This window comes from Natronococcus pandeyae (assembly GCF_008122205.1).
Classification (GTDB): domain Archaea; phylum Halobacteriota; class Halobacteria; order Halobacteriales; family Natrialbaceae; genus Natronococcus; species Natronococcus pandeyae.
In genome coordinates this window covers 175399-195582 of sequence record NZ_PHNJ01000007.1, presented here as the reverse complement: position 1 = coordinate 195582, position 20184 = coordinate 175399, and the positions used below count along the sequence as shown (strand labels likewise).

The 20184-nt window shown below is 64.2% G+C and carries 18 protein-coding genes; 13 read left to right on the top strand and 5 right to left on the bottom strand.

Features of this window, described 5'->3' with window-relative positions; genetic code table 11:
• Positions 1 to 120: 120 nt before the first annotated feature.
• The gene (locus tag CV102_RS14610; protein ID WP_148858740.1) at positions 121 to 1563 is read right to left on the bottom strand and encodes a hypothetical protein; all 1443 of its coding nucleotides are present in this window, start codon (positions 1561 to 1563) and stop codon (positions 121 to 123) included.
• A 126-nt stretch (positions 1564 to 1689) separates the two neighbouring features.
• Between CV102_RS14610 and ilvA the strand changes: the two genes are divergently transcribed.
• From ilvA to CV102_RS14590, 4 genes are all read left to right on the top strand, one after another.
• Positions 1690 to 2910: a threonine ammonia-lyase gene (gene ilvA / locus CV102_RS14605; RefSeq protein ID WP_148858739.1), complete on the top strand. Its 1221-nt coding sequence runs from the start codon at positions 1690 to 1692 to the stop codon at positions 2908 to 2910.
• 108 nt (positions 2911 to 3018) lie between these two features.
• Positions 3019 to 3981, top strand: coding sequence for a Gfo/Idh/MocA family protein (locus tag CV102_RS14600; protein ID WP_148858738.1), 963 nt, complete (start codon positions 3019 to 3021; stop codon positions 3979 to 3981).
• Positions 3978 to 4982 (top strand): Gfo/Idh/MocA family protein, encoded by a 1005-nt coding sequence (locus CV102_RS14595; protein ID WP_148858737.1) that lies wholly within the window; start codon positions 3978 to 3980, stop codon positions 4980 to 4982. Before CV102_RS14600 ends, CV102_RS14595 begins: the two co-directional genes overlap by 4 nt.
• A gap of 386 nt (positions 4983 to 5368) precedes the next feature.
• Positions 5369 to 6709 (top strand): RNA-guided endonuclease InsQ/TnpB family protein, encoded by a 1341-nt coding sequence (locus CV102_RS14590; RefSeq protein ID WP_148858736.1) that lies wholly within the window; start codon positions 5369 to 5371, stop codon positions 6707 to 6709.
• Between the two features lie 49 nt (positions 6710 to 6758).
• On the opposite strand, the gene CV102_RS14585 is transcribed toward CV102_RS14590, so the two are convergent.
• Positions 6759 to 7214: a universal stress protein gene (locus CV102_RS14585; protein ID WP_148858735.1), complete on the bottom strand. Its 456-nt coding sequence runs from the start codon at positions 7212 to 7214 to the stop codon at positions 6759 to 6761.
• Positions 7215 to 7314: 100 nt separating this feature from the next.
• Between CV102_RS14585 and CV102_RS14580 the strand changes: the two genes are divergently transcribed.
• The 3 genes from CV102_RS14580 to CV102_RS14570 all read left to right on the top strand — a co-directional run bounded on the left by CV102_RS14580 (position 7315) and on the right by CV102_RS14570 (position 9819).
• Positions 7315 to 8331, top strand: a complete 1017-nt coding sequence (locus tag CV102_RS14580) for a Gfo/Idh/MocA family protein (protein WP_148858734.1) — start codon at positions 7315 to 7317, stop codon at positions 8329 to 8331.
• A 45-nt stretch (positions 8332 to 8376) separates the two neighbouring features.
• A complete protein-coding gene (locus tag CV102_RS26035) occupies positions 8377 to 8877 on the top strand; it encodes an S-layer protein (protein ID WP_187432985.1) in 501 nt (166 codons plus the stop codon).
• Positions 8878 to 9084: 207 nt separating this feature from the next.
• On the top strand, positions 9085 to 9819 hold the full coding sequence (locus CV102_RS14570) for a fumarylacetoacetate hydrolase family protein (RefSeq protein ID WP_148858733.1): 735 nt from the start codon (positions 9085 to 9087) through the stop codon (positions 9817 to 9819).
• Between the two features lie 289 nt (positions 9820 to 10108).
• On the opposite strand, the gene CV102_RS14565 is transcribed toward CV102_RS14570, so the two are convergent.
• Together CV102_RS14565 and CV102_RS14560 are read right to left on the bottom strand one after the other, a co-directional pair.
• The gene (locus CV102_RS14565) at positions 10109 to 11215 is read right to left on the bottom strand and encodes a Gfo/Idh/MocA family protein (RefSeq protein ID WP_148858732.1); all 1107 of its coding nucleotides are present in this window, start codon (positions 11213 to 11215) and stop codon (positions 10109 to 10111) included.
• 2 nt (positions 11216 to 11217) lie between these two features.
• Positions 11218 to 12198 carry an LLM class flavin-dependent oxidoreductase gene (locus CV102_RS14560; RefSeq protein ID WP_148858731.1) on the bottom strand — a complete coding sequence of 327 codons (981 nt, stop codon included), beginning with the start codon at positions 12196 to 12198 and terminating at the stop codon, positions 11218 to 11220.
• Positions 12199 to 12507: 309 nt separating this feature from the next.
• Here CV102_RS14560 and CV102_RS14555 point away from each other — a divergent pair, with 309 nt between their 5' ends.
• Entirely contained in the window at positions 12508 to 13758 is a 1251-nt protein-coding gene (locus tag CV102_RS14555) for an Nramp family divalent metal transporter (protein ID WP_148858730.1), read from the top strand.
• 90 nt (positions 13759 to 13848) lie between these two features.
• On the opposite strand, the gene CV102_RS14550 is transcribed toward CV102_RS14555, so the two are convergent.
• Positions 13849 to 14223 carry a RidA family protein gene (locus tag CV102_RS14550; protein ID WP_148858729.1) on the bottom strand — a complete coding sequence of 125 codons (375 nt, stop codon included), beginning with the start codon at positions 14221 to 14223 and terminating at the stop codon, positions 13849 to 13851.
• A gap of 212 nt (positions 14224 to 14435) precedes the next feature.
• Here CV102_RS14550 and CV102_RS14545 point away from each other — a divergent pair, with 212 nt between their 5' ends.
• The 5 genes from CV102_RS14545 to CV102_RS14525 all read left to right on the top strand — a co-directional run bounded on the left by CV102_RS14545 (position 14436) and on the right by CV102_RS14525 (position 20123).
• Positions 14436 to 15740: an RNA-guided endonuclease InsQ/TnpB family protein gene (locus tag CV102_RS14545; RefSeq protein ID WP_148858728.1), complete on the top strand. Its 1305-nt coding sequence runs from the start codon at positions 14436 to 14438 to the stop codon at positions 15738 to 15740.
• 76 nt (positions 15741 to 15816) lie between these two features.
• On the top strand, positions 15817 to 16836 hold the full coding sequence (locus tag CV102_RS14540; protein ID WP_148858727.1) for a zinc-dependent alcohol dehydrogenase: 1020 nt from the start codon (positions 15817 to 15819) through the stop codon (positions 16834 to 16836).
• Positions 16837 to 16904: 68 nt separating this feature from the next.
• Entirely contained in the window at positions 16905 to 17768 is an 864-nt protein-coding gene (locus tag CV102_RS14535; RefSeq protein ID WP_148858726.1) for a sugar phosphate isomerase/epimerase family protein, read from the top strand.
• A 156-nt stretch (positions 17769 to 17924) separates the two neighbouring features.
• Entirely contained in the window at positions 17925 to 19073 is a 1149-nt protein-coding gene (locus tag CV102_RS14530) for a GNAT family N-acetyltransferase (protein WP_148858725.1), read from the top strand.
• Positions 19074 to 19229: 156 nt separating this feature from the next.
• A complete protein-coding gene (locus CV102_RS14525; protein WP_148858724.1) occupies positions 19230 to 20123 on the top strand; it encodes a Gfo/Idh/MocA family protein in 894 nt (297 codons plus the stop codon).
• Positions 20124 to 20184: the final 61 nt, after the last annotated feature.

The following is a 20184-nucleotide window of genomic DNA, read 5'->3' as shown; positions in this document are numbered from 1 at the left end:
CTGTCCCACAGACTGAACGCACGACCCCCGAACTCCGCCGGTAGGGATACGAGTAGAGATAGCAGGGCCACACTGGCTACCGTTGCGTTTTGGAGGAGAAAACGGAACCGGGTGTTCGCGTTACTCGGCCGACGGCGCGAACTCCCACTCGGCTCGGGGCGTGAACTGCTCGAGGTCGAGGTCGACGGCGTACCCGAACGGCGAGTCGACGACCGACTCGAGCGAGATTCGACCGTCTTCGACGTCGAGCGTGGGGAACCCACGCTCGTGTTCCCGGTACAGATCGCCGTGGGCGTCGAGGAGGTCGGCCTGGAGGCCGTCGGGGAGCATCCCCATGCCGCGGAAGTAGTGGTGGCCGTTGCGCTCGACGTGTTCGTTCCCCATCGTCGCCATCACGGCGAGATCCTGTGGCAGCGACACCGGCCCGACCGTCGAGAGATCCTCCCCGCTGATGACGTACTCCTCGTCCCGCGCTTCGTTCTGGCGGTGGTCGATCAGACACGCGTTCGCGAGGCCCTTGAACACGCCCTTGCAGTTCTTGTGGCTGGTGCCGACATAGCCACAGTCGAGCGCCCGCGAGAGGCTCCGGAGTTCGCCGTCCGACTCGTCGATGATCATCGGCGGCCGATCGTCCCAGTCGGTGAACGTCTCCCGGGTGGCGTCGGTGAGGGCGTCGCCGCGGGCGAGCGGCTGTTCGACGTAGTGCAACCGCTCGAGCAGCGCGTCGGTTGCCGACGACTCGGTCAACCGCTCCCAGTCCGCCCTGAACGAGTCGGCGTCGCCGTACTGTTCGTTCGCGTCGAGAGTGATGGCGTAGTCGCCGATTCCCTCGAGTTCGTCGGCCAGTCGCGCCAGTCGATCCGCGTCGGCCTTGACGTCGCCGTTGAGCTTGATCTTGAAGTAGGAGACGCCCTGCTGCTCGACGTAGTCGGTCAGCGTCTGGGGCAGTCCGTCGTCGAGCCGGCTCTCGGCGTCGAGATCGTCATCGGTGAGCGGATCGGTGAACCCGACCGTGTGCCGGATCGCCGTCGTTTCTCGGGGTTCGTCCGGTAGATAGTCCGCGGGTTCGGTCCCCGATAGCTCCGGGTAGATCTCGCCGAGTTCGATCCCGAGCGCGTTCTCGCGGACCGCCCGATCGAACGTCGTCTCTCGAGCCCGGCAGTAGGCGTCGATCACCGCGCGTTCGACGAGGCTCACGCCGAACGACCACAGCAGCGGCGGGTGCTCGGTGTCCTCGGCCCACTCGCGCTGGCGCTCGTGGAGCGTCAGCCAGAAGTCGAAGACCGTGTCGGCCTCGATCTCCGTGGCTCGAGCGGTCGCCTCGTCGATGACCTCGAGCATTCGATCGAGCCCGTCCCCGAAGGTGACGTCCGGCTCTTTGAGGAACCACAGCGGCGAGAGCCCCTCCGCTGCGATCCCTTCCTGTCCCGCCAGTTCGTCCCCGCCCTCGACTCGAACGAACAGGTGCGGAAGCTCTGTGAGGGTCGTATTTCCGAAGTGGAACGGCATTCGCAACTCCATGTCTAGTACGCACTGGTCGACGGAACGGACACTGATGGTCATACAGGCGGCCACTCTTCGGCCGCTCTTAATCTCTGCGGAAATTATAACAACGCTGATGAGTGACACGAACGATCCGAGCGACACACCATACATTCATACTCTCTGACGGACGTGTACTGCGAACGAATGACGCGGCTCACAGCGAGCGATATCGACGACGCCGCTCGTCGGTTCGACGATCCGGATATCGTACAGCCAACCCCGGTCGAGTACAGTCGGACGCTCAGCGAGCGGACCGGCGGCGAGGTCCACCTCAAGATGGAGCACCTGCAACGGACCGGCTCGTTCAAAACGCGGGGTGCGTATCGGAAACTGCTCACGCTCTCCGAACGCGACGACGTCGGCGAGGTCATCGCGGCGAGCGCGGGGAATCACGCGCAGGGGGTCGCCCTCGCCGCGACGAAAACGGGTATCCCGGCGACGATCGTTATGCCGACGACCGCGCCGCAGTCGAAGATCGAGGCGACGGAGGGGTACGGCGCGAACGTCGTGCTCGAGGGACTGGACTTCGGCGCGGCGGTCGACCACGCCCGGACGCTCGCGGATCGCGACGGAACGGCGTTCGTCCACGCGTTCGACGATCCCGACATCGTCGCCGGCCAGGGGACCGTCGCGCTCGAGATCGTCGAAGACGTCCCCGACGTCGACACGGTCGTCGTCCCGATCGGCGGCGGCGGGCTGATCGCCGGCATCGGCGCCGCCCTCGCGGAGTACGCGCCGGACGTCCGGATCGTCGGCGTGCAGGCGGAGTCCGCCGCGACGGTGCCGGAGAGCCTGGACAAGGGCGAACCGCTCGACATCGACGACCCGAACACGATCGCGGACGGGATCGCGACCGGCGGGACGTCCTCGCTCACGCTCGACCTCATCGACGAGCACGTCGATCAGGTCGTCACCGTTTCCGACGCGGAGATCGCCAGCGGCGTGGTGCTCCTGCTCGAGCGCGCGAAGCAACTCGTCGAGGGGGCCGGCGCGGCGCCGGTCGCCGCGCTGCTGAGCGATCGGCTCGACGTGGCGGACGAGACGGTGGTGCCGGTCCTCTCGGGCGGAAACCTGGACATGTCGATGCTACAGACGCTGCTGACTCACGAACTCACCTCGCGGAGCCAGCTCATTCGCCTGCGCGTTCGGATCGACGACGAGCCCGGGAAGATGGCGCAGCTCTCGACCTGTATCGCCGAACGCGGCGCGAACATCAGGACCGTCCACCACTACCGGGCGAACGACTCGCTCTCCGTCGGCGAGGCGTACCTCGTCTTCCTCGTCGAGACGAGCGGCGCCAGCCACGCGAGCGGTATCATCGAGACGATCGAAGACGAGGGGTACGACGTCGAACGCGTGAACTGAAGCGTCTCATTCGAGCTGCCGCAACCAGCCCGTGAACCGAGCCATCCGACTCGCTCGAGCGCTGTCCGCACCAAACGATTATCTGTACCGTGGTAGATCTTCACAGGTATGCGAGTGGGAATCGCCGGTGCGGGCTTCATGGCGCGGACGCACATCGAGGCGTATCGAGCACTGAACGTCGAGATCGCGGCGATCTCGTCGCCGAGCGGGCCCGGCGAGACGATCGCGGAGTTCGACCTCGACGCCGAGGCGTACACCGATGTCGACGCGATGTGCGAGGGCGCGGATCTCGACTTCGTCGACGTCTGTGCGCCGACGCACACGCACCTCCCGATCGTCCGAACCGCGGTCGAGTCGGGGCTCGACGTCTTTCTCGAAAAACCGATCGCGGAATCGCTCGCCGACGCTCGCGAACTGGCCGCCCTCGTCGACGACGCGGACGCGACGTGCATGGTCGGCCACGTCCTCCGGTTCATGCCGGCGTACCGACGGGCGAGGGAACTGGACATCGGGTCGCCCGGCGTCGCGCGAGCGCGTCGGCTCTCGCCGTTTCCGGACTGGGGATCGAACGACTGGTTCTCGGATCCGGAGAAGAGCGGCGGCATCTTCGTCGACCTGGCCATTCACGACCTCGACTACCTCCGGTGGTGCTGGGGGCCGGTCGACCGCGTCTTCGCCAGAACGACCGGCGAGGCGGAGTCGGCGCACGGGTTCGCCACGCTCCGCTTCGAGAACGGCGCGGCGGGGTACGTCGAGGCCTCGTGGGCGCAACCCTCGAGCAGACCGCTGACGTCCGAACTCGAACTCGCGGGCGACGACGGCCTCGTCGAGTTCTCGAGCGCGGCCGACGAACCGTACGTTCGCTGGACCGAGGACGGATCGACGGTGGAGCGACCGCTCGCACGGGACGGCTACCAGCGCGAACTCGAGCAGTTCGTCTCCTGTCTCGAGTCGGATTCGGAGCCGGCGGTCGGGCCCGACGACGCGGTCGAATCGTTGCGTCTCGCGCTCGCCGCGCGGCGTTCGGCCGAGCGTGGTGAACCCGTCTCGCCAGCGGAGGTGGGTCGATGACTGCCTCCGTCGAACCGGTCTCCGTCGGTATCCTCTCGACGGCGCACGTTCACACCGACGAGTACGCGCGGCTGCTCGTCGACCGAGGGGACGCCGACCTCGTCGGCATCGCGGACGAAGATCCGGATCGGGGCCGCGAAACCGCCGCCCGTCACGGCGTCGACTACGTCCCCGACGCCGACGCGCTGCTCGAGCGGATCGACGCCGCGGTGGTCTGCTCGACGAACGCCCGCCACGCCGCGTGGATCGACCGAGCGGCCGACGCGGGCGTCGACGTCCTCTGTGAAAAACCGCTCGCGCCGTCGCTCGAAGCGACTCGAGAGATCGTCGAGCGCCGACGCGAGAGGGGGATCGCGCTGGGGGTGGCGATGCCGCTCCGATTCAGCGAACCTGCGAAGCGGGCGAAAAGGGCGCTCGAGTCGGACGAGATCGGGGACCTCCTCTCGATCTCGGGCACGAACCGGGGACGGATGCCCGGCGGCTGGTTCGTCGACCCCGAGGAGTCCGGCGGCGGCGCGGTGATGGACCACACCGTTCACATCGTCGATCTCGTGTCCCATCTCACCGGCGAACGAGTCGAGGAGGTGTACGCGGAGACGGGAACCCGGTTTCACGACATCGACGTCGAAGACGTCAACGTCCTCTCGATGCGGCTAACGGACGGGACGACGTTCCTGCTCGACGGCTCCTGGAGCAAGCCGGATGCCTGGCACACCTGGGGCGACGCCACGGTCGAGTTCGTCGGCCGCGAGGGAACGATCGCCGTCGACTGCTTCGACCAGTCAGTTCGTCACACGAAGGCCTCGGGTGAGGACGAGGGGATCCGCTCGGTCTTCTGCGGAACCGACCCGAACGCAGGGCTGATCGGGGACTTCGTCACCAGCGTCGCCGACGGACGCGACCCCGCCGTCATGCCTGAAGACGCGCTCGAGGCGGTCGCTGTCGTCGAAGCGGCGTACGAATCCGCGGCGACCGGGGAACCGGTCGAGGTGCGTTACTGAGACAACTCTCTCGGCTATCTAAAACAGCAAGAGAATCCCGCCGTTTACGGCGTTGACGAGACGCGTTGCGTCTCGTTCGCACACCAGAAGCCGTAGGCTTCTGGGGTGGTCCTCAGAACATTCCGCGTTCTGATGGGCATCGCAAACCTTCGGTTTGCTCAACGGGCGTGAATCGCGTCATTCGACTACGCGAACCACCGCTTACTCCTCGTCCGGAGTCTCTACGGCGTCGAGCCCTGCATTCAAGAGTTGTTCATACGCTTCGGTGAGCGTAATGTCCTGTTCTTCGGCGAAGTCTTTCGCACGGCCATGCGTTGCATGGGACAGGTCTATATTCGGACGCATAAGACTTAATAGACGTTAGGACGTTATAGACGTTACGGCGAATGAAGCGCACCAACGAGTTCGAAGTGGTTCCGCAGACCGACGCGGACGAGGAGTTACTTTGCCGGATGTTGGACGCTTCAGCCGCTCTCTGGAACGAGATCAACTACGAACGACGTACCAACTTCGAGGATCCAGACGGAGACGTTTGGGAGATCGACGAGTACCGCGGTCGATACGGCGGCGTACTTGGCGCGTCCACGGTTCAACAAATCGAACGGAAGAACCGCGAATCATGGAAGTCGTTCTTCGCGCTCCGAGAGAAGGGCGAAGCCACCGGTAAGCCCGGCTTTTGGGGTAGCGGCGACGACCGCGAGCTTCGGACGTACATCCGCAACACGTCGTACTCGGTCGAATGGGGCGAATACTCTCGCCTCGAGATCCTCGTCGGCCAAGACCTGAAAGAGAAGTACGGTCTTGGATACCGGGAACGCCTCCGACTCGAGGTTCGGGGCGACCCCAACTGGAAGGAGTACGAGAAACAGGGTCGGTTGGAACTGTACTACGACGAGTATTCGGACCAATTCAGGGCCTTTCAGCCAGTCACAATTAGCGACGATCATTCTCGACTGGCACAACCACTGGCGGCCGAATCCGCCGCTCTGGATATCGGTGCGAACAACATCGTCGCCTGTACAACGACGACCGGCGAGCAGTACCTGTACGAGGGCCGTGACCTGTTCGAACGGTTTCGTGAGACCACGCAACGGATTGCCGAGCTTCAGTCGAAACTCGAGGATGGTCAGCGCAGTTCGAAGCGAATCGATCGGCTATACCGACGCCGGACGTGGCGGCGCGACCACGCGATGGACGCGCTCGCTCGCGACTTGATCGAACGGCTGTACGACGAGGGCGTTTTGACGGTGTATGTTGGCGACCTCACGGATGTCCTCGAGACGAACTGGTCGGTGCGGACGAACGCCAAGCTGCACAACTTCTGGGCGTTCCGGCGGTTCGTCAAACGACTCGCTGATACCGCCGAGGAGTACGGCATCACCGTCGAAGTTCGAACGGAGGCGTGGACGTCCCAGGAGTGTCCGAACTGCGGTTCGACAGAGGACACGACGCGGCACCAGGATACGCTCACGTGTACCTGCGGCTTCGAGGGGCACGCGGACCTCGTCGCGAGCAAGACGTTCCTGAGGCAGCACGAAACGGTAGCACGGCCGATGGCACGGCCCGTGTGCCTCAAGTGGGACAGCCACAACTGGCTGGAGACACCATACTCTCACCGTCCCAACGAGGAGCACACAAACCCGCAAGTTGCCTCCGTGGTCGTTCGAGACGGCGAGCCGTCTCGTGATGACGAGAGAGTGATGCTCTCTCGAACCAACTCGGCATAGCCGAGACTCCCAGCGCGAGGAAACCCCGGCGTGAACGCCGGGGAGGATGTCATTCCATCGTGACGACGACGCGTCCATCGAAGTTGAGCAGTACGTCCTGTGCGGTCTCGCCGAAGATGGCCTTCCCCGTCGGACTGCGGCGCTTGCCGATCAGGAAGACGTAGTCGCACTCTGTCGCCGTCGCCGCCTCGACGATCGCCGTCGCCCGCTCACCCGAATCGACGATCGTTCCGCGAGTCTCGTACTCGACGTCGAGGTCGTCGAGCTGTTCGCTCGCCGCCTGGTCGGCGGCGGATCGGGCCAGATGTTCGGGGTTCTTGTCGAACGAGGTCCGTTCGACCGCTTCGATCTCCGACAGCACCGACGCGTCCTCCTCGTAGGCGTCCTCCGACAGCGGCGAGAAGATCACGAGGCTCGCTCCCGCGCCGGCCGCGAGTTCGCCCGCTTCCCGGAGAAGTTCGTCGCTGGATTCCATCTCGTCAATCACGACAAGTGCTCGATCCATACCATCTCCTGTTCAGCAAACGAAAATAAACGTACCGCTGCGTTCGCGAACGAAGCGGGAGGCGGACCTTTTTGTCCCGGTCGCTCGTCATTCGTTCCCAATGACTGCTGGGCCACCACCGCGCGTCGCGATCGTTGGACTCGGAACGATCGGCCGCATTCACGCAGATCGGATCCGCCAACTGGACGCGACACTCGTCGCCGGCGCGGACGTGAGTGCAGACGCGCGTGAGTCGTTCGCGGCCGAGTACGGCGTTTCGACGTACGCGGACCACGAGTCGCTGCTCGAGGACGCCGCCGTCGACGCGGTGTTCGTCTGCGTTCCGAACAGCGTTCACGAACGGGTCGCGACCGCCGCCCTCGAGCGCGGGTGTGCCGTCTTGCTCGAGAAACCGCTGGCTCACTCCATAGAGAGCGCCGAACGGATCGCGGCCGCGGCAGACGAGGCCGACGCGTTCTGCGCGGTGGGGTTCACGATGCGGTTCTCGAACCTCACGCGGCGGGTCGTAGCGCTGCGCGAGGCGGGGAGACTCGGTTCGATCACGCACGTCGACGTGGACTACCTTCGACGGGACGCGCTGCCCGGCGAGGGACGGAGCTGGTTTACTGATCCGGAGCTGGCCGGCGGCGGCGTTGCGATGGATCTCGGCGTCCACGTCATCGACCTGGCGCTGTACCTGCTCGAGTATCCGACCGTCCTCGAGGTTACCGGGGTCACTCGCAGCGAGTTCGGAACCGACGGCGTGGAGGACTCGGCGCTCGCGCTGTTGCGGTGTGCTAACGGCCGGACGATCGCCGTTCAAACGTCCTGGCGCGCGACGCGCTCGCCGTCCCAGCAGTGTGTCGTCCGGGGGACCGACGCGGGCGTCGAGTTCGACGTCACCGAACCGGACCTCGAGGTGTTCGACGCCCGGCCGAACGGCACTGACGAAACGATATCCGTCGACGTCGGCGACATGCACCTCGCCGAGGACCGTGCGTTTCTCGAGGCGCTCGACGGAGAGCCGACCGCGCTCACGGGGACCGTCGACGACGCGCTGACCGTCCAGCGAGTCCTCCGCGCGATTTACGACTCGAGCGAGCGCGACGAAGCTGTTCGGCTAGACGAGTATCGCTGATCGACCGGGTAAACGCTTATATTACCTATCGAATACATACGTACTGTGAGAACGAATCGTCTCACCCGACGACAGGTTAGTGTAACGCTTGCAACCGGTCTGGGAATCGCGCTCGCAGGTTGTGCGGGCGACGACGGCGACGACGCGGACGAGAACGGCGAGAACGGAGAGAACGATGACGACGAGGAGGAAGAACTCGACGAGGAGGACCTGGAAGGCGAAGACGACGGGCCCGGATCGCTGACGGTCCACCTGGAAAACGAGGACGGAGATCCGATCTCGGAGGGTGTCGAGGTCACCGTCGACCTCGACGACGATCCCATGTCGTACACGTACAGCCAGGAGATCGAGGACGGCGAAGTGACCGTCTCCCTCGAGGACGAGGGCGACTACACGGTGGTCGCCGAAAGCACGGAGGACGAGTTCGAGTCGGTCGAAGAGGACGTCTCCGTCGGCGAGGACGACGAAGAAGTCACGCTGACGCTCGAGGGCGCGACGGACGAGGAGGAAGATGAGGACGGCGAAGACGACGAAGACGACGAGTAGTTCTGTTCGCCTCCCATACTGTCGGACAGAACTATTCGAAGACCGGTCGCTCGAACTCGGTCATCATTACCGGTGACGACCGGAATTTCGCAACCGACTTCTCACTGACTTCTGTCCGACAGCACACCCGTCTCAGCGGCCCGGTCCGGCCGACTCGTTGCGACGACCGAAAGAACGTTAATCTGGTAGATCCATGATCGCACACAGATGCGTACAGTCCGATTTAGCGATCCGTCCGGCCTTACCCGGACCGGGGCGTGGACCGACAGCGGTATCGAAGCCGGCAACCGACGATACGACCCCGACGAGGTGACGCTCCTGCCCCCCAGCGATCCGACGAAGATCGTCTGCCAGGCCGGGGGCTACATGGACCACCGCGAGGAGTCCGGTTTCGACGACCTGCCGGACCGACCCGAACTGTTCCTGAAGACCCCGAACTGCCTCGTCGGCCACGGCGACGCGATCGAACTGCCGCCCGGACGAGACGACGTCGAATTCGAGGCGGAGTTCGGCATCGTCATCGACGAGCAGTGTCGCGAGGTCAGCGAGGACGAGGCGATGGACGTCGTTCGCGGATTCACCTGCGTCAACGACATCTCGAACCGCGACGACCAGGCCGAGGAGCGCAACTGGGTCCGCGGCAAGGCGTTCGACGCCTCGCTCCCGATGGGGCCCGTGCTCGCGACACCCGACGAAGTCCCCGACGACGCGCGACTCGAGCTCCGGCTCAACGGCGAGGTGAAACAGGAGACGACGCGCGAGATGATGATCTTCTCCGTCCCGGAGCTCGTCGCCGAAGTGACGGAACTCATCACGCTCGAGCCCGGCGACGTCATCGCGAGCGGCACGCCGTTCGGCCCCGGCCCGCTCGAGCCGGGCGACGTCGTCGAGGTCGAGTTCGAGGGCGTCGGAACGCTCGAGAACCACGTCGTCGAACGCTGAGAACGAATCTTACCAGTAGTGGTAATACGATTTCTTTCTTCAGCCTTGGTTTGAACCTGGGACGGTCGAATCGTTACGTAGAGAAGCCCACGTACCTTTTTCCGCGTCGGGATTCCGCGCGAAGCGCGGAACCACTCGCGCAAAAATCTACGCTAAAAAGCCGCTCGCTCCCGATGGTCGCTCGCGGGTGCTGCGCTTGTGGCGCTACCGCAGCGTTGCCTCCTTCACCTGTACTGAACGCGAGTTTCACGGTGGACCCTGAATAAAGAAACCGTGCTACTATCTACTGTTACGTTTCGACCTCGACCCACCGATCCGTCTCGGCCGACTCGTACGCCGCGTCGAGGATCCGGAGTACGGTCAGAGCGTCCTCGAGCGTGACGGGCGGCTCCGTCCCCGCATCGCGTGCCTCGAAGAACTGCTGGACGAACTCCTGTCCCCATGCGCCGCCGTAGCCGGGCTCCGGTTCGTACTCGTGTGTGATCGTCCTGGCGGGTGTGGCGCTCCAGTCGCCGTCCGTCGACTCGAGTTCGAGCGACGTCTCGCCGTCGAAGCCGAAGGTCCGTCCCATCGGATCCCAGCTACTCCGACCGCCACTGCCGTAGAGGTTCAGCTGGGTGTCGTACATACCCTCGCGCAGGTAGTAGCCACAGTGGAAGGTTCCGAGTGCGCCAGCCGCCGTCTCCAGCTGGAGCGTCGCACCGTCTTCGACGCCGACGCCGTCGAACTCGGCGGCCATGCTGGCGTTCACCCGTTCGATCGGGGAGTCGAGGAGCCACGAGAGGAGCTGAATCCAGTGGATGCCGAGCCACTGGAGGATGCCGCCGCGGCTCGCGTCCGCGTCGAAGATGTAGTGGTCGGTGTCGCGATAGTCGAGTTGTGAGGCGACGAACCGCGCCTCGAACCCGCGAAGGTCGCCGAAGAAGCCGCGGTCGAGGTGCGACTTCAGTTGCGTGGCGATCGGGTGGTCCTGCCACGGATAGGAGACGCAGACGGTCGCGTCGGTGCGCGACTCGAGGTCGAGTAGCGGCTCGAGTTCCGCGGCGGTGCGCGCCGCCGGCTTCTCCGTGTAAACGTCGACGCCGTGCTCGAGCGCCCGTTCGATGGCCGTCGGCGTGTCTCGGTTCGAGAGCGTTACGAACACCGCGTCGAGGGCGGCGTCCGCGAGCATCGTCTCCAGATCGCCGTACACAGGGACGTCGCCGAGACTCGTCACGGATTCGGCGTCGAACGCGTCGTTCGGCTCGCACGCACAGGTCACCGTGGCCGGGAGCGTCTCGAGCGTCTGCAGGTACGGCTCGGCGTGGTGGTGGTCGAGACCGACGTAGCCGACCCGCGGGGCGGTCGTTCCGTCGCCGGTCTCGACGTCCGTGGTTGGGGTATCGGATTTGGCCATGATCACTCGAGTGCGGGGATGACGTCTTCGCCGAAGCGCTCGAGCGTCTCGAGCGTCGTCTCCTGGGGCTGTCCGGGGAACTGGCAGCGGACGTACACCTGATCGACGCCGAGTTCTTCGTACTCGCGGAGTTGCTCGACGCAGTCGGCGGGCGAGCCGATGACGAACTTCTCCTCGAGTTCGTCGTAGTCGACTTCGACCTCGTGTTCGTCCATGTACGTCTGCCCCCAGCGGGCGTACATCTGGTAGAGCTTCAGCAGGTAGGGCTCGATGGTCTCCCGCGCCTCTTCGACCGAATCAGCGACGAAGCAGTCCCGCATGAGGATGACCTCGTTGTCCTCGCGATCCATGTCGAACTCCTCGAGCGAGGACTCGTAGACGCCGATCTGCTCCTCGAGGTCGTCAGTCGTCGAGGACGCGCTCGCGATCCAGGCGTCGCCGCGGTAGGCCGCTCGTTTGATCGCGATGTCCGCGTGGCCGCCGATCCAGACCGGCATCTCTTCTTCCGGGCGGGGGCTGACGAACACGTCGTCGAACGACCACTGCGTTCCGTCGTGACTGACGCTCTCTTCGGTCCACAGCCGCTTGAGCACGTGCAGGGACTCGATCATCGCCTTCGATCGCTCCTCCATCTCGATACCGAACGGTTCGATCTCGCGTTCCCGGTAGCCGACCGCGGCGCCGAAGTGCATGCGGCCGCCCGAGAGCCGGTCGATCGTCGAAACGTACTCGGCGAGATGCAGCGGATTGTACAGCATCGGCAACATCGCCATCGTCGAGAGATCGAGCGTCTCGGTTCGCGCCGCGAGCGCGGAGAGTCCCGTGATCGGCTCGACGACGCCCTCTTCGTGGACGTGTCGTTCGCCGAGCGAGACGCCGTCGAAGCCGACGTCCTCGATCAGTTCGGCCTGTTCGTACAGATCGGTGACCTCGAAGTCGTCGTCCGGCGTGTAGTACTGGTTCAGAAAGACGCCAAACTTCATGATCGGCTCACCTCCTCTTCGATCCCATCGCTCTCGGTGGGACACCCTCCGTCGTCGGTACTGAGGGTGGACGTTGGCATCTCTACGTGTACAAAGCTGGCAGACATTCGTTCGTCTGCGTTGACGGACTAGTTCCTAATGTAACTTGTGATGGGTGTGACCACCTCCCACTCCGTAGCGAGGGCTGCTGAATCGCTGCCCTGTGCCGTATACCCTGCAAAACTCGTGGTGGCGATTCACGGGTTCTGTACCGGATTCTGACTGTCTCACCGACGGTTATTTACGGTACGAAATAACGTAGTAGGGTAGATGTTCACACGAATCGCGGGGGCCCTGCCGGGTGGGACGGTGTGGAACCAAATTCGGATGATCGGTCCGGCGCTCGTTCTCGCGGCGGTCGTCGTCGGTCCGGGGAGCATCGCGCTCAGCACGATTGCGGGCAGTCTGTACGGCTACCAGTTGCTCTGGGTCCCGATCGTCGCGACGGTCTTTATGATCACGTACACCTGGATGGCCGCGCGAATCGGGCTGGTCACCGGTGACACGATCCTGCAGGTTACCAGGGAGCGATACGGATCGGCGGTCGCGACCGCCGGCGGCTTTTTCGGGTTCCTCGCGATCCTCGCCTTTCAGGCCGGAAACAACGCCGGAATCGGGTTCGCGACCAACGCGCTCGTCGGGTACGACGTTCGCCTGTGGGCGGCCGTCTTCTCGCTCGCGGCGATCGGCTTCCTCTGGTTGCCCGACCTGTACGACAAGGTCGAACTGCTGGTGAAAACGGTCGTCGGCGTGATGCTGCTCGCGTTCGTCGGGACGCTTGCGACCGTCGGTTTCGACGTTCGAACCGGTGCGACCGGCCTCGTTCCGACCATCCCGGACGTCGACGCCGCACTCCTCGCGCTCGGAATGGCCGCGACGACGTTCTCGATCGCCGCGGCGACCTACCAGAGCTACCTGGTACGCGAGAAAGACTGGGATGTTGACCAGCTCTCGGAGAAGGGAACGGACAGCATCCTCGGTATCGCCGTCCTGGGCCTCCTCGTCACGGTGATCCTCCTGACCAGTGCGAGCGTCATCTCCGGCACGGGAGAGCCGGCCTTCTCGGCGACGGGGATGGCCGCACAGCTCGAGCCCGTCGCCGGCTCGGGGGCGTTCTACCTGTTCACGCTCGGCTTCTTCTTCGCGAGCCTCTCTTCGCTCGTCGTCAACGCGCTCATCGGCGCGACGCTGCTGGTCGACGGCCTCGGCCGCGACCCCTCGATGGACGGCCGCCCGGTCAAACTCTGGTCGACGGTCGCCGTGCTGTTCGGGCTCGTCGTCGTCCTGATCTTCGAGGGCGATCCGGTCGAACTGCTTCGCGTCGCACAGGCGGCCGCCGTCGTCGCATTCCCGATCCTCGGCTTTCTCATCCTCGCGCTCGCCAGCAGCGACGACGTCATGGGAACACACTCGAACGGCCGCCTCGCCACCGCTCTCGGCGTCGTCGGCTACCTCGCGATCGTCGGGATCGTCGGCAACTACCTCTACGAGGTCGTCACCGAACTCGTACAGTATCTCTGATCTCGCCCGCGGCTCGTCGGTTCGTCGGCTCGCCGTCTCACACCTCGTTCGTCGAAAAAACGACCGCTCGCGAGACGACGCGCCGTCTCCTTACACCGCCGCGACGACCTCGATCTCGACGCCGATGTCGATCGGGAGGTCGGACACCTCGACGGCACAGCGCGCCGGATACGGCTCCGAGACGTACTCGGCGTAGGCCTCGTTCACGGCGTCGTAATCGTCCATGTCGGTGACGTAGACGTTCGCCTTGACGATGTTCTCGAGCGACGTACCCGCTTCCTCGAGGATCGCGCCGATGTTCTCGAGCGTCTGTGCGGTCTGCTCCTCGATGCTCTCGACGTCGACCTCGCCCGTGTCGGGATCCACCGGTCCCTGTCCGGAGACGTAGACGGTGTCGTCGTGAACGACCGCTTGCGAAAACGGGCCGATACTGTCGGGTGCGTCCGCTGAATTGATCGCGTCCATACACGCTGCCAATTTCGCGACGAGGAAATAAAGCCTCCCCTCGTTCGGGATCATTCACGCGAAGCTAGGTTTAACTTTTGCAGGCTAAGTCCCCGTCCTCAAGGAGCACCGCAGCGAGTACTGCGAGCGAGGAGCGCAGTAGGGCGGGGATACAGCTGTAAGCCATGCACCCACCAAAACGCTCAAGTCTAGACACGACTAATCAGCCAATGGTGGTCGAAGAAGCGTTCCAGTATGCTGCCGAGCCCGAGGATACGATCACTGCCGAGAGTGCGTGGAAAGCAATTCAAACCTGCCGAAAAGTATACAACCACGCACTATCTCAAGAGTACCAATCCGCGCCCGAGTACGATAAACCGTCGTACACCGCGATGCAGAACAAGCTTCCCGAGTGGAAGCGCAAGTGGCCTGAATGGGGCGACGTGTACTCGAAGTGCCTGCAAATGGCAGTGCGTCGCATCAAGCACTCTGAGACCATCCTCGATAAGCTGAAGCAGCGCGGCTTCGACGTTGGCGAACTCAAGTGGAAAAGCCCGCGAGAGTACCGTAGCATTACGTACAATCAGTCTGGCTTCGACGTGGATAGTAACACGGGTCGGACGAACCACGCTACGGTTGACTTCTCGAAAATCGGCACGTTCCACTTGAACTTCCACCGACCACTCCCAGACGATGCCACAGTCAAAGAAATCATCCTAAAAAAGCAGAAAACAGGCGACTGGACGGTCAGCATCATGGTCGAATACGATGCTGACCATCCTGACAAGCCTGCTGTCGAGGACATCGAGGTCGAAGATACCGTGGGGATTGACCTCGGTATCACCAAGTTCATCCACGATTCTGGCGGACGAGCGTTCAAACCGTTAGACGAAGAGGCAGACCGCGAGCGTATTGACAAGCGACATCAAGCCGTGTCCCGCAAGGAACACGAGTCGAATAACTGGAACAAGGCTCGCCAACGCTTGGCGAGAGCCTACGAGCGGTTGTCGAACAAGCGCAAAGCATACCGTGAAGCTCTCGCTAACGCGTACACGAAGCGATACGACGCGGTGTTCCTCGAAGACTTGAACGTTGGCAGTATGATGCGACAGAACGGAAATAGTCGGAATATCGCGGCGATGTCGTGGTACGTGGCACTACAGACGTTCCAGCGGTTTGGAGAGAAAAACGGTTGCCACGTGGTCCTTGTTCCGCCAGAGGGTACGACGAAGCAGTGTGTACAGTGCGGTGTGGAGTCGGAGAAGCCGTTGTGGGTGCGCGAACACTCGTGTCCATCGTGTGGGTTCGAGACTGACCGTGATATGAACGCTGCCCTTGAGGTACAGCGTCGTGGATTACTTGAACTAGGAGTGGTTGAGGATTCGGATGATATAGGCAGGGAACTGGCCGAATCAACGCCTGTTGAGACTGGCACCGCTGCGGGTGATACCTCTTTCGAGGTAGTGTCTGCAAGTACCGTCGTTGACACAGGAAGCCCCACCTTCAAGGAACGAGCGGCGGTAGCCGCGAGTGAGTAGGGTGGGGTAGTTCACGTGGTCGCCGTCCCGGACCCTCTACAGAGGACTGGCGACGATCACAGCCAGTCGAGATAGCATGAAGGCACTAGTCACGAACGGTGAGGGCGAGATCTGGGACGAAGAGCAGCCGCGACCGAAACCCGGCCCAGACGAGGCGCTGGTTCGGATCCGCGCCGTCGGCATCTGCGGAAGCGACATCGGGTTGATCCACGGGGAAGGTCCGCCCTGGACGGAGTATCCGCTGACTCCCGGCCACGAGGTGTGCGCCGAAGTCGTCGAACTCGGCGCCGACGTCGAGTCGCTCTCGGTCGGCGATCGAGTCGCCCTCCACGGCTTCATCTACTGTGGCACCTGCACCGCCTGTCGCGAGGGTCGGTACTACCAGTGTGAGGAGCTCCGGGAGATCGGCTTCACCGTCGCCGGCGGCTACCGGAAGTACGCCGCGTTTCCGGCGTACACCCTGACGCCGCTCCCGGACGACGTCTCCGACGTCGAGGCCTGCCAGATCGACTCGGCGGCCTGTACGTTACACGGCCTCCAGCGCGTCGAAACCTCGTTCTCCGACACCGCAGCCGTGCTCGGTCCCGGCTCGCTCGGGCTGTTCGGCGTACAGCTGCTCGAGGCCCAGGGCGTCGACGACGTCGTGCTGACGGGAACGAGGGACGAACGGCTCGCCGCCGGCGAGTCGCTGGGCGCGGACCTCACCGTCAACGTCCGGGAGGAGGATCCCGTCGAGGCGCTCCGCTCGTATACCGACGGTGACGGCGTTGACCTCTGCGTCGAAACTGCGGGCGCCGGCGACGTCGTCGAGACCTGCCTCCAGGCGACCCGGAAGCGGGGGTCGATCGTCCTCACCGGCGTCTTCGGGGGCCGCACGGAGATCGATCCGAACCAGATCGTCGCGAAGGAACTCGAGATCGTCGGCGGCGTCACGGCCGCCCACGCCACGGACGAGATCGTCTCGCTGTTCCGGCGCGGCGACCTCACGACCGAGGGGATCGTCACCCACGAGTTTCCACTCGAGGAGTACGAGACCGCGATCGAGACGGTCACCGAGCGACGGGACGGCGTTATCAAAGCCGTACTCCGCCCGTGATCGGTGGCCGGTGATCGGGAGCGAGTGGACACCAGTCTTTAAGGTTCAGCAGTGGCACCGTAGTTGCAATGGCGATACGGACAGCCCTGTTTAGCAAAGTGCTACGCGACCGCTCGCTCGAGGAGGCGGCCGAACTCGCAGCGGAGATCGGCTACGACGGTTTCGAGCCGATGTGCCGGGAGCCCCACCTCGGCGTGGAGCGCTCGCTCGAGGAGGTAACCGCGTTTCGCGACCACCTCGACGACCTCGGCCTGGAGGTGCCGTGTCTGGCGACGTACTCCGGTCACTACGTCGGCAAGTCCCAGTCGGAATGTGAGGCGGAACTCGAGAAACTCGACACGTTCCTCGAGTTCGCCGAGGCGCTCGACTGTGATATCGTCCGGCACGGTCCCGGCGGCCCGCCGGTTCGGGAGGCGACCGACGACGACTACGAACACGCGGCGGCGTGGCTCGCTCGCGCGGCGGATCGCGCCGCGGCGTACGACGTCACCATCGGCATCGAAATCCACGCGCACACGATCACCGAGACGGTAGACTCGACGAAGCGGCTCATCGCGGAGATCGACCGCGAGAACGTCGGCGCCATCCACGACGCCGGAAACATGTACATCACGCTCGACGACTATGGCCAGAAGTCGATCCAGAAGCTGGGCGACGACCTCGCGCACGTCCACGTCAAGGACGAACAGCGAATCGACGATCCGGATCGGCCGGGCGCGTTCGAACTCGAGACCGACGACGGACTCGAGACGTTCCAGCCGCGGCTGCTCGGCGAGGGGAGCGTCGACCACGGACCGCTGTTCGACGCGCTCGCCGAGGCGGGGTACGACGGCTACGTCACCGACGAGTGTCACGTCCCGCGGGACGACCGCGAGGACGAACGCGAGGTCGCCGAACACGAACTCGCGGAACTGCGACGGCTACTCGGCTAACGAATTCGTTAGCCGTCGGTCCGGAGGAACTACATTTCGACGAGTCGGTTCTGAAACCCATCGGCTCTCGACCGAGCGGAGTCTCGCGTTTCCCCCACTGCAGATCACATGGCTGACAAAGCTTTTGTGAGATGCCCCCCACTGAGTTGGTATCGCATGACGGAGACCGACAGTCCGCGGCTCGCGACCGAGGACGATTTCCCGCAGATGATGGCACTACTCGATCGTTACTTCGCCTACGAGCGCGGCGGGATGGCCGCCAGACTCCCCTTCTGTTACGATCCGGAACGCAGCGACCGCCACGCGATCGTCGAGAAAGACGGACGGATCGTGAGCCACGTCGCGGCGATCCCGCAGACGCTCGTCGTTGGCGACGGGACCGTCGAGTGCTGGGGGATCGGCGGCGTCGCCACCGACAGGCGGTACCGCGGCAACGGCTACATGAGCCAGTTGCTCGAGTTCTGGTTCGACCGGATGGACGACGCCGACGTCCCGCTGTCGGAACTCAGCGGCAATCGGCAGCGGTACAACCACTTCGGGTACGAGAACGCCGGCGCCGAACTCCGGTATACGATCACCGACCGATCGTTCGCGGGGACGCCCGAACCCGCGGCCGAGGCCGTCACGTGTTACGACGGCGCGGACGAACACCTCGAGGTGCTCCGCGAGATCCACGGCCAGGAACCCTACCGCGTCCACCGCGACCGGGAACTGAGTCGGATCGTGTTCGGCCAGCGGGGCCTCGAGACGCTCCTCTACGAGGGCGACGACGGCCCGGCGTACCTCAGCCTCACGCGGGAGAGCCGCAGCCGCACGATCGAGGAGTTCGGCGGCTCCGAACGCGGCGTCGAGACGCTGCTCGAGCACGTGCTCGCGATGTACGACCTGAACGAGCTCACGGCCTGCGTCCACCCGCGCCACCTGCTCGACGACGTCTTCCACCGCCACAGCCGGTTCTGGCAGCAACGGCCCCACCGCAAGCTGAACGTCCGGGATCTCCCGGTGCTCCTCGAGGCGTTCGAGGATCAACTCGAGACGCGCTGGCTCGAAACCGGGCGGTCAGAGCGCGGCGACCTCACGCTGGGTCTCGAGGAAGCGGACGCGTCCGTTCGGCTCTCGTACGATACGGGGGGCGTCACGGTCGAGCGCTCCACCGCCGAACCCGATCTCTCGCTCGACCGCCTCTCGATGACGGCCCTGCTGTTCGGCTTCCAGGACCGGCAGCGCGAACTTCGGAAGCGCGATCCGCTGCTCGAGGCGACGCTCCCGCTCCAGTTCTATATCTGGCCGACGGAACACGTCTGACCCACCGATAGTTTTAGCTCGGCTCCGTTCTTACTGTGGATCACGTCGCGATATGAGCTTCGAGTACGATCTGCGAAATTCCGCCGGAGAGCGCGGTGCACTCCTCTCGACGAGTAGTAATCAGAATTATATGTCGCGGAAAGAGATGTGTTGCCAATGATCGAGCTAGGGATACTCGGGCTAGACACCAGTCACCCGGAAACGTTCGCGAGCATTCTCGACGATCGCACCGACGTATCGATTGCGGCCGTCTGGGACGGCGGCGACGTCCGCGAGCGGGAGTACACGCGCGAGTTCTGCGATCGCTACGATGCGAACCGGTACGACGATCCGCACGCGATGGTCGACGACGTCGACGCGGCGATGGTGCTCGCGGTCGACTGGAACGATCATCGTCGCCTCGCTACGCCGTTTCTCGAGGCGGGCGTGCCGACGATGATCGACAAACCGCTGGCGGGATCGGTCGCCGACGTGACCGCAATCGAGCAGGCGGCGATCCGCGGCGGCGCGCCGCTGTTCGGCGGTTCGTCGCTTCCCTTTCATCCCTCCGTCTCGTCGCTCGCGGACACGACGCCGGAGACCGCGTTCTCCGTCGGCTACGGCGACTCGTTCTACTACGGCGTCCACCTCGTCGACAGCGTTCGACTGCTGACGGGGGCCGACTGGACGCGGGTCACGCCGAAAGACGGGCCGAGACGAGTCGCGACGATCGACTTCTCGGACGGCTCCACGGCGACGCTCCGGTTCGACGGTCCGGACAGCGACGGCACGTTCGGCTTCTTGACGGTCGGCGAACGCACCCAGACGGTCCAGGTCGGCAGTTCGACCGACGAACTCGAGCGGATGTACGAGCCGTTTCTCGACGAGTTCCTCGCGACGGCCCGCGGCGAGCGCGACGATCGAAACCGGGTCGTCGATTCGGGAATCCTGCTGGTCGGCGTGCAGGCTGCCTTCGACACCGAAGAGCCCGTCACGCCCGACGCGAGCACGCTCGAGCGCACGGAAATCGACAGCGAATCGTTCGTCGCCAGTTACGAGCCGTACTACTGAACGCGGACGTCACGAAGACCTGCCGCGTCCGGATACGTCAGACAGTCTTCACAGCGATTCG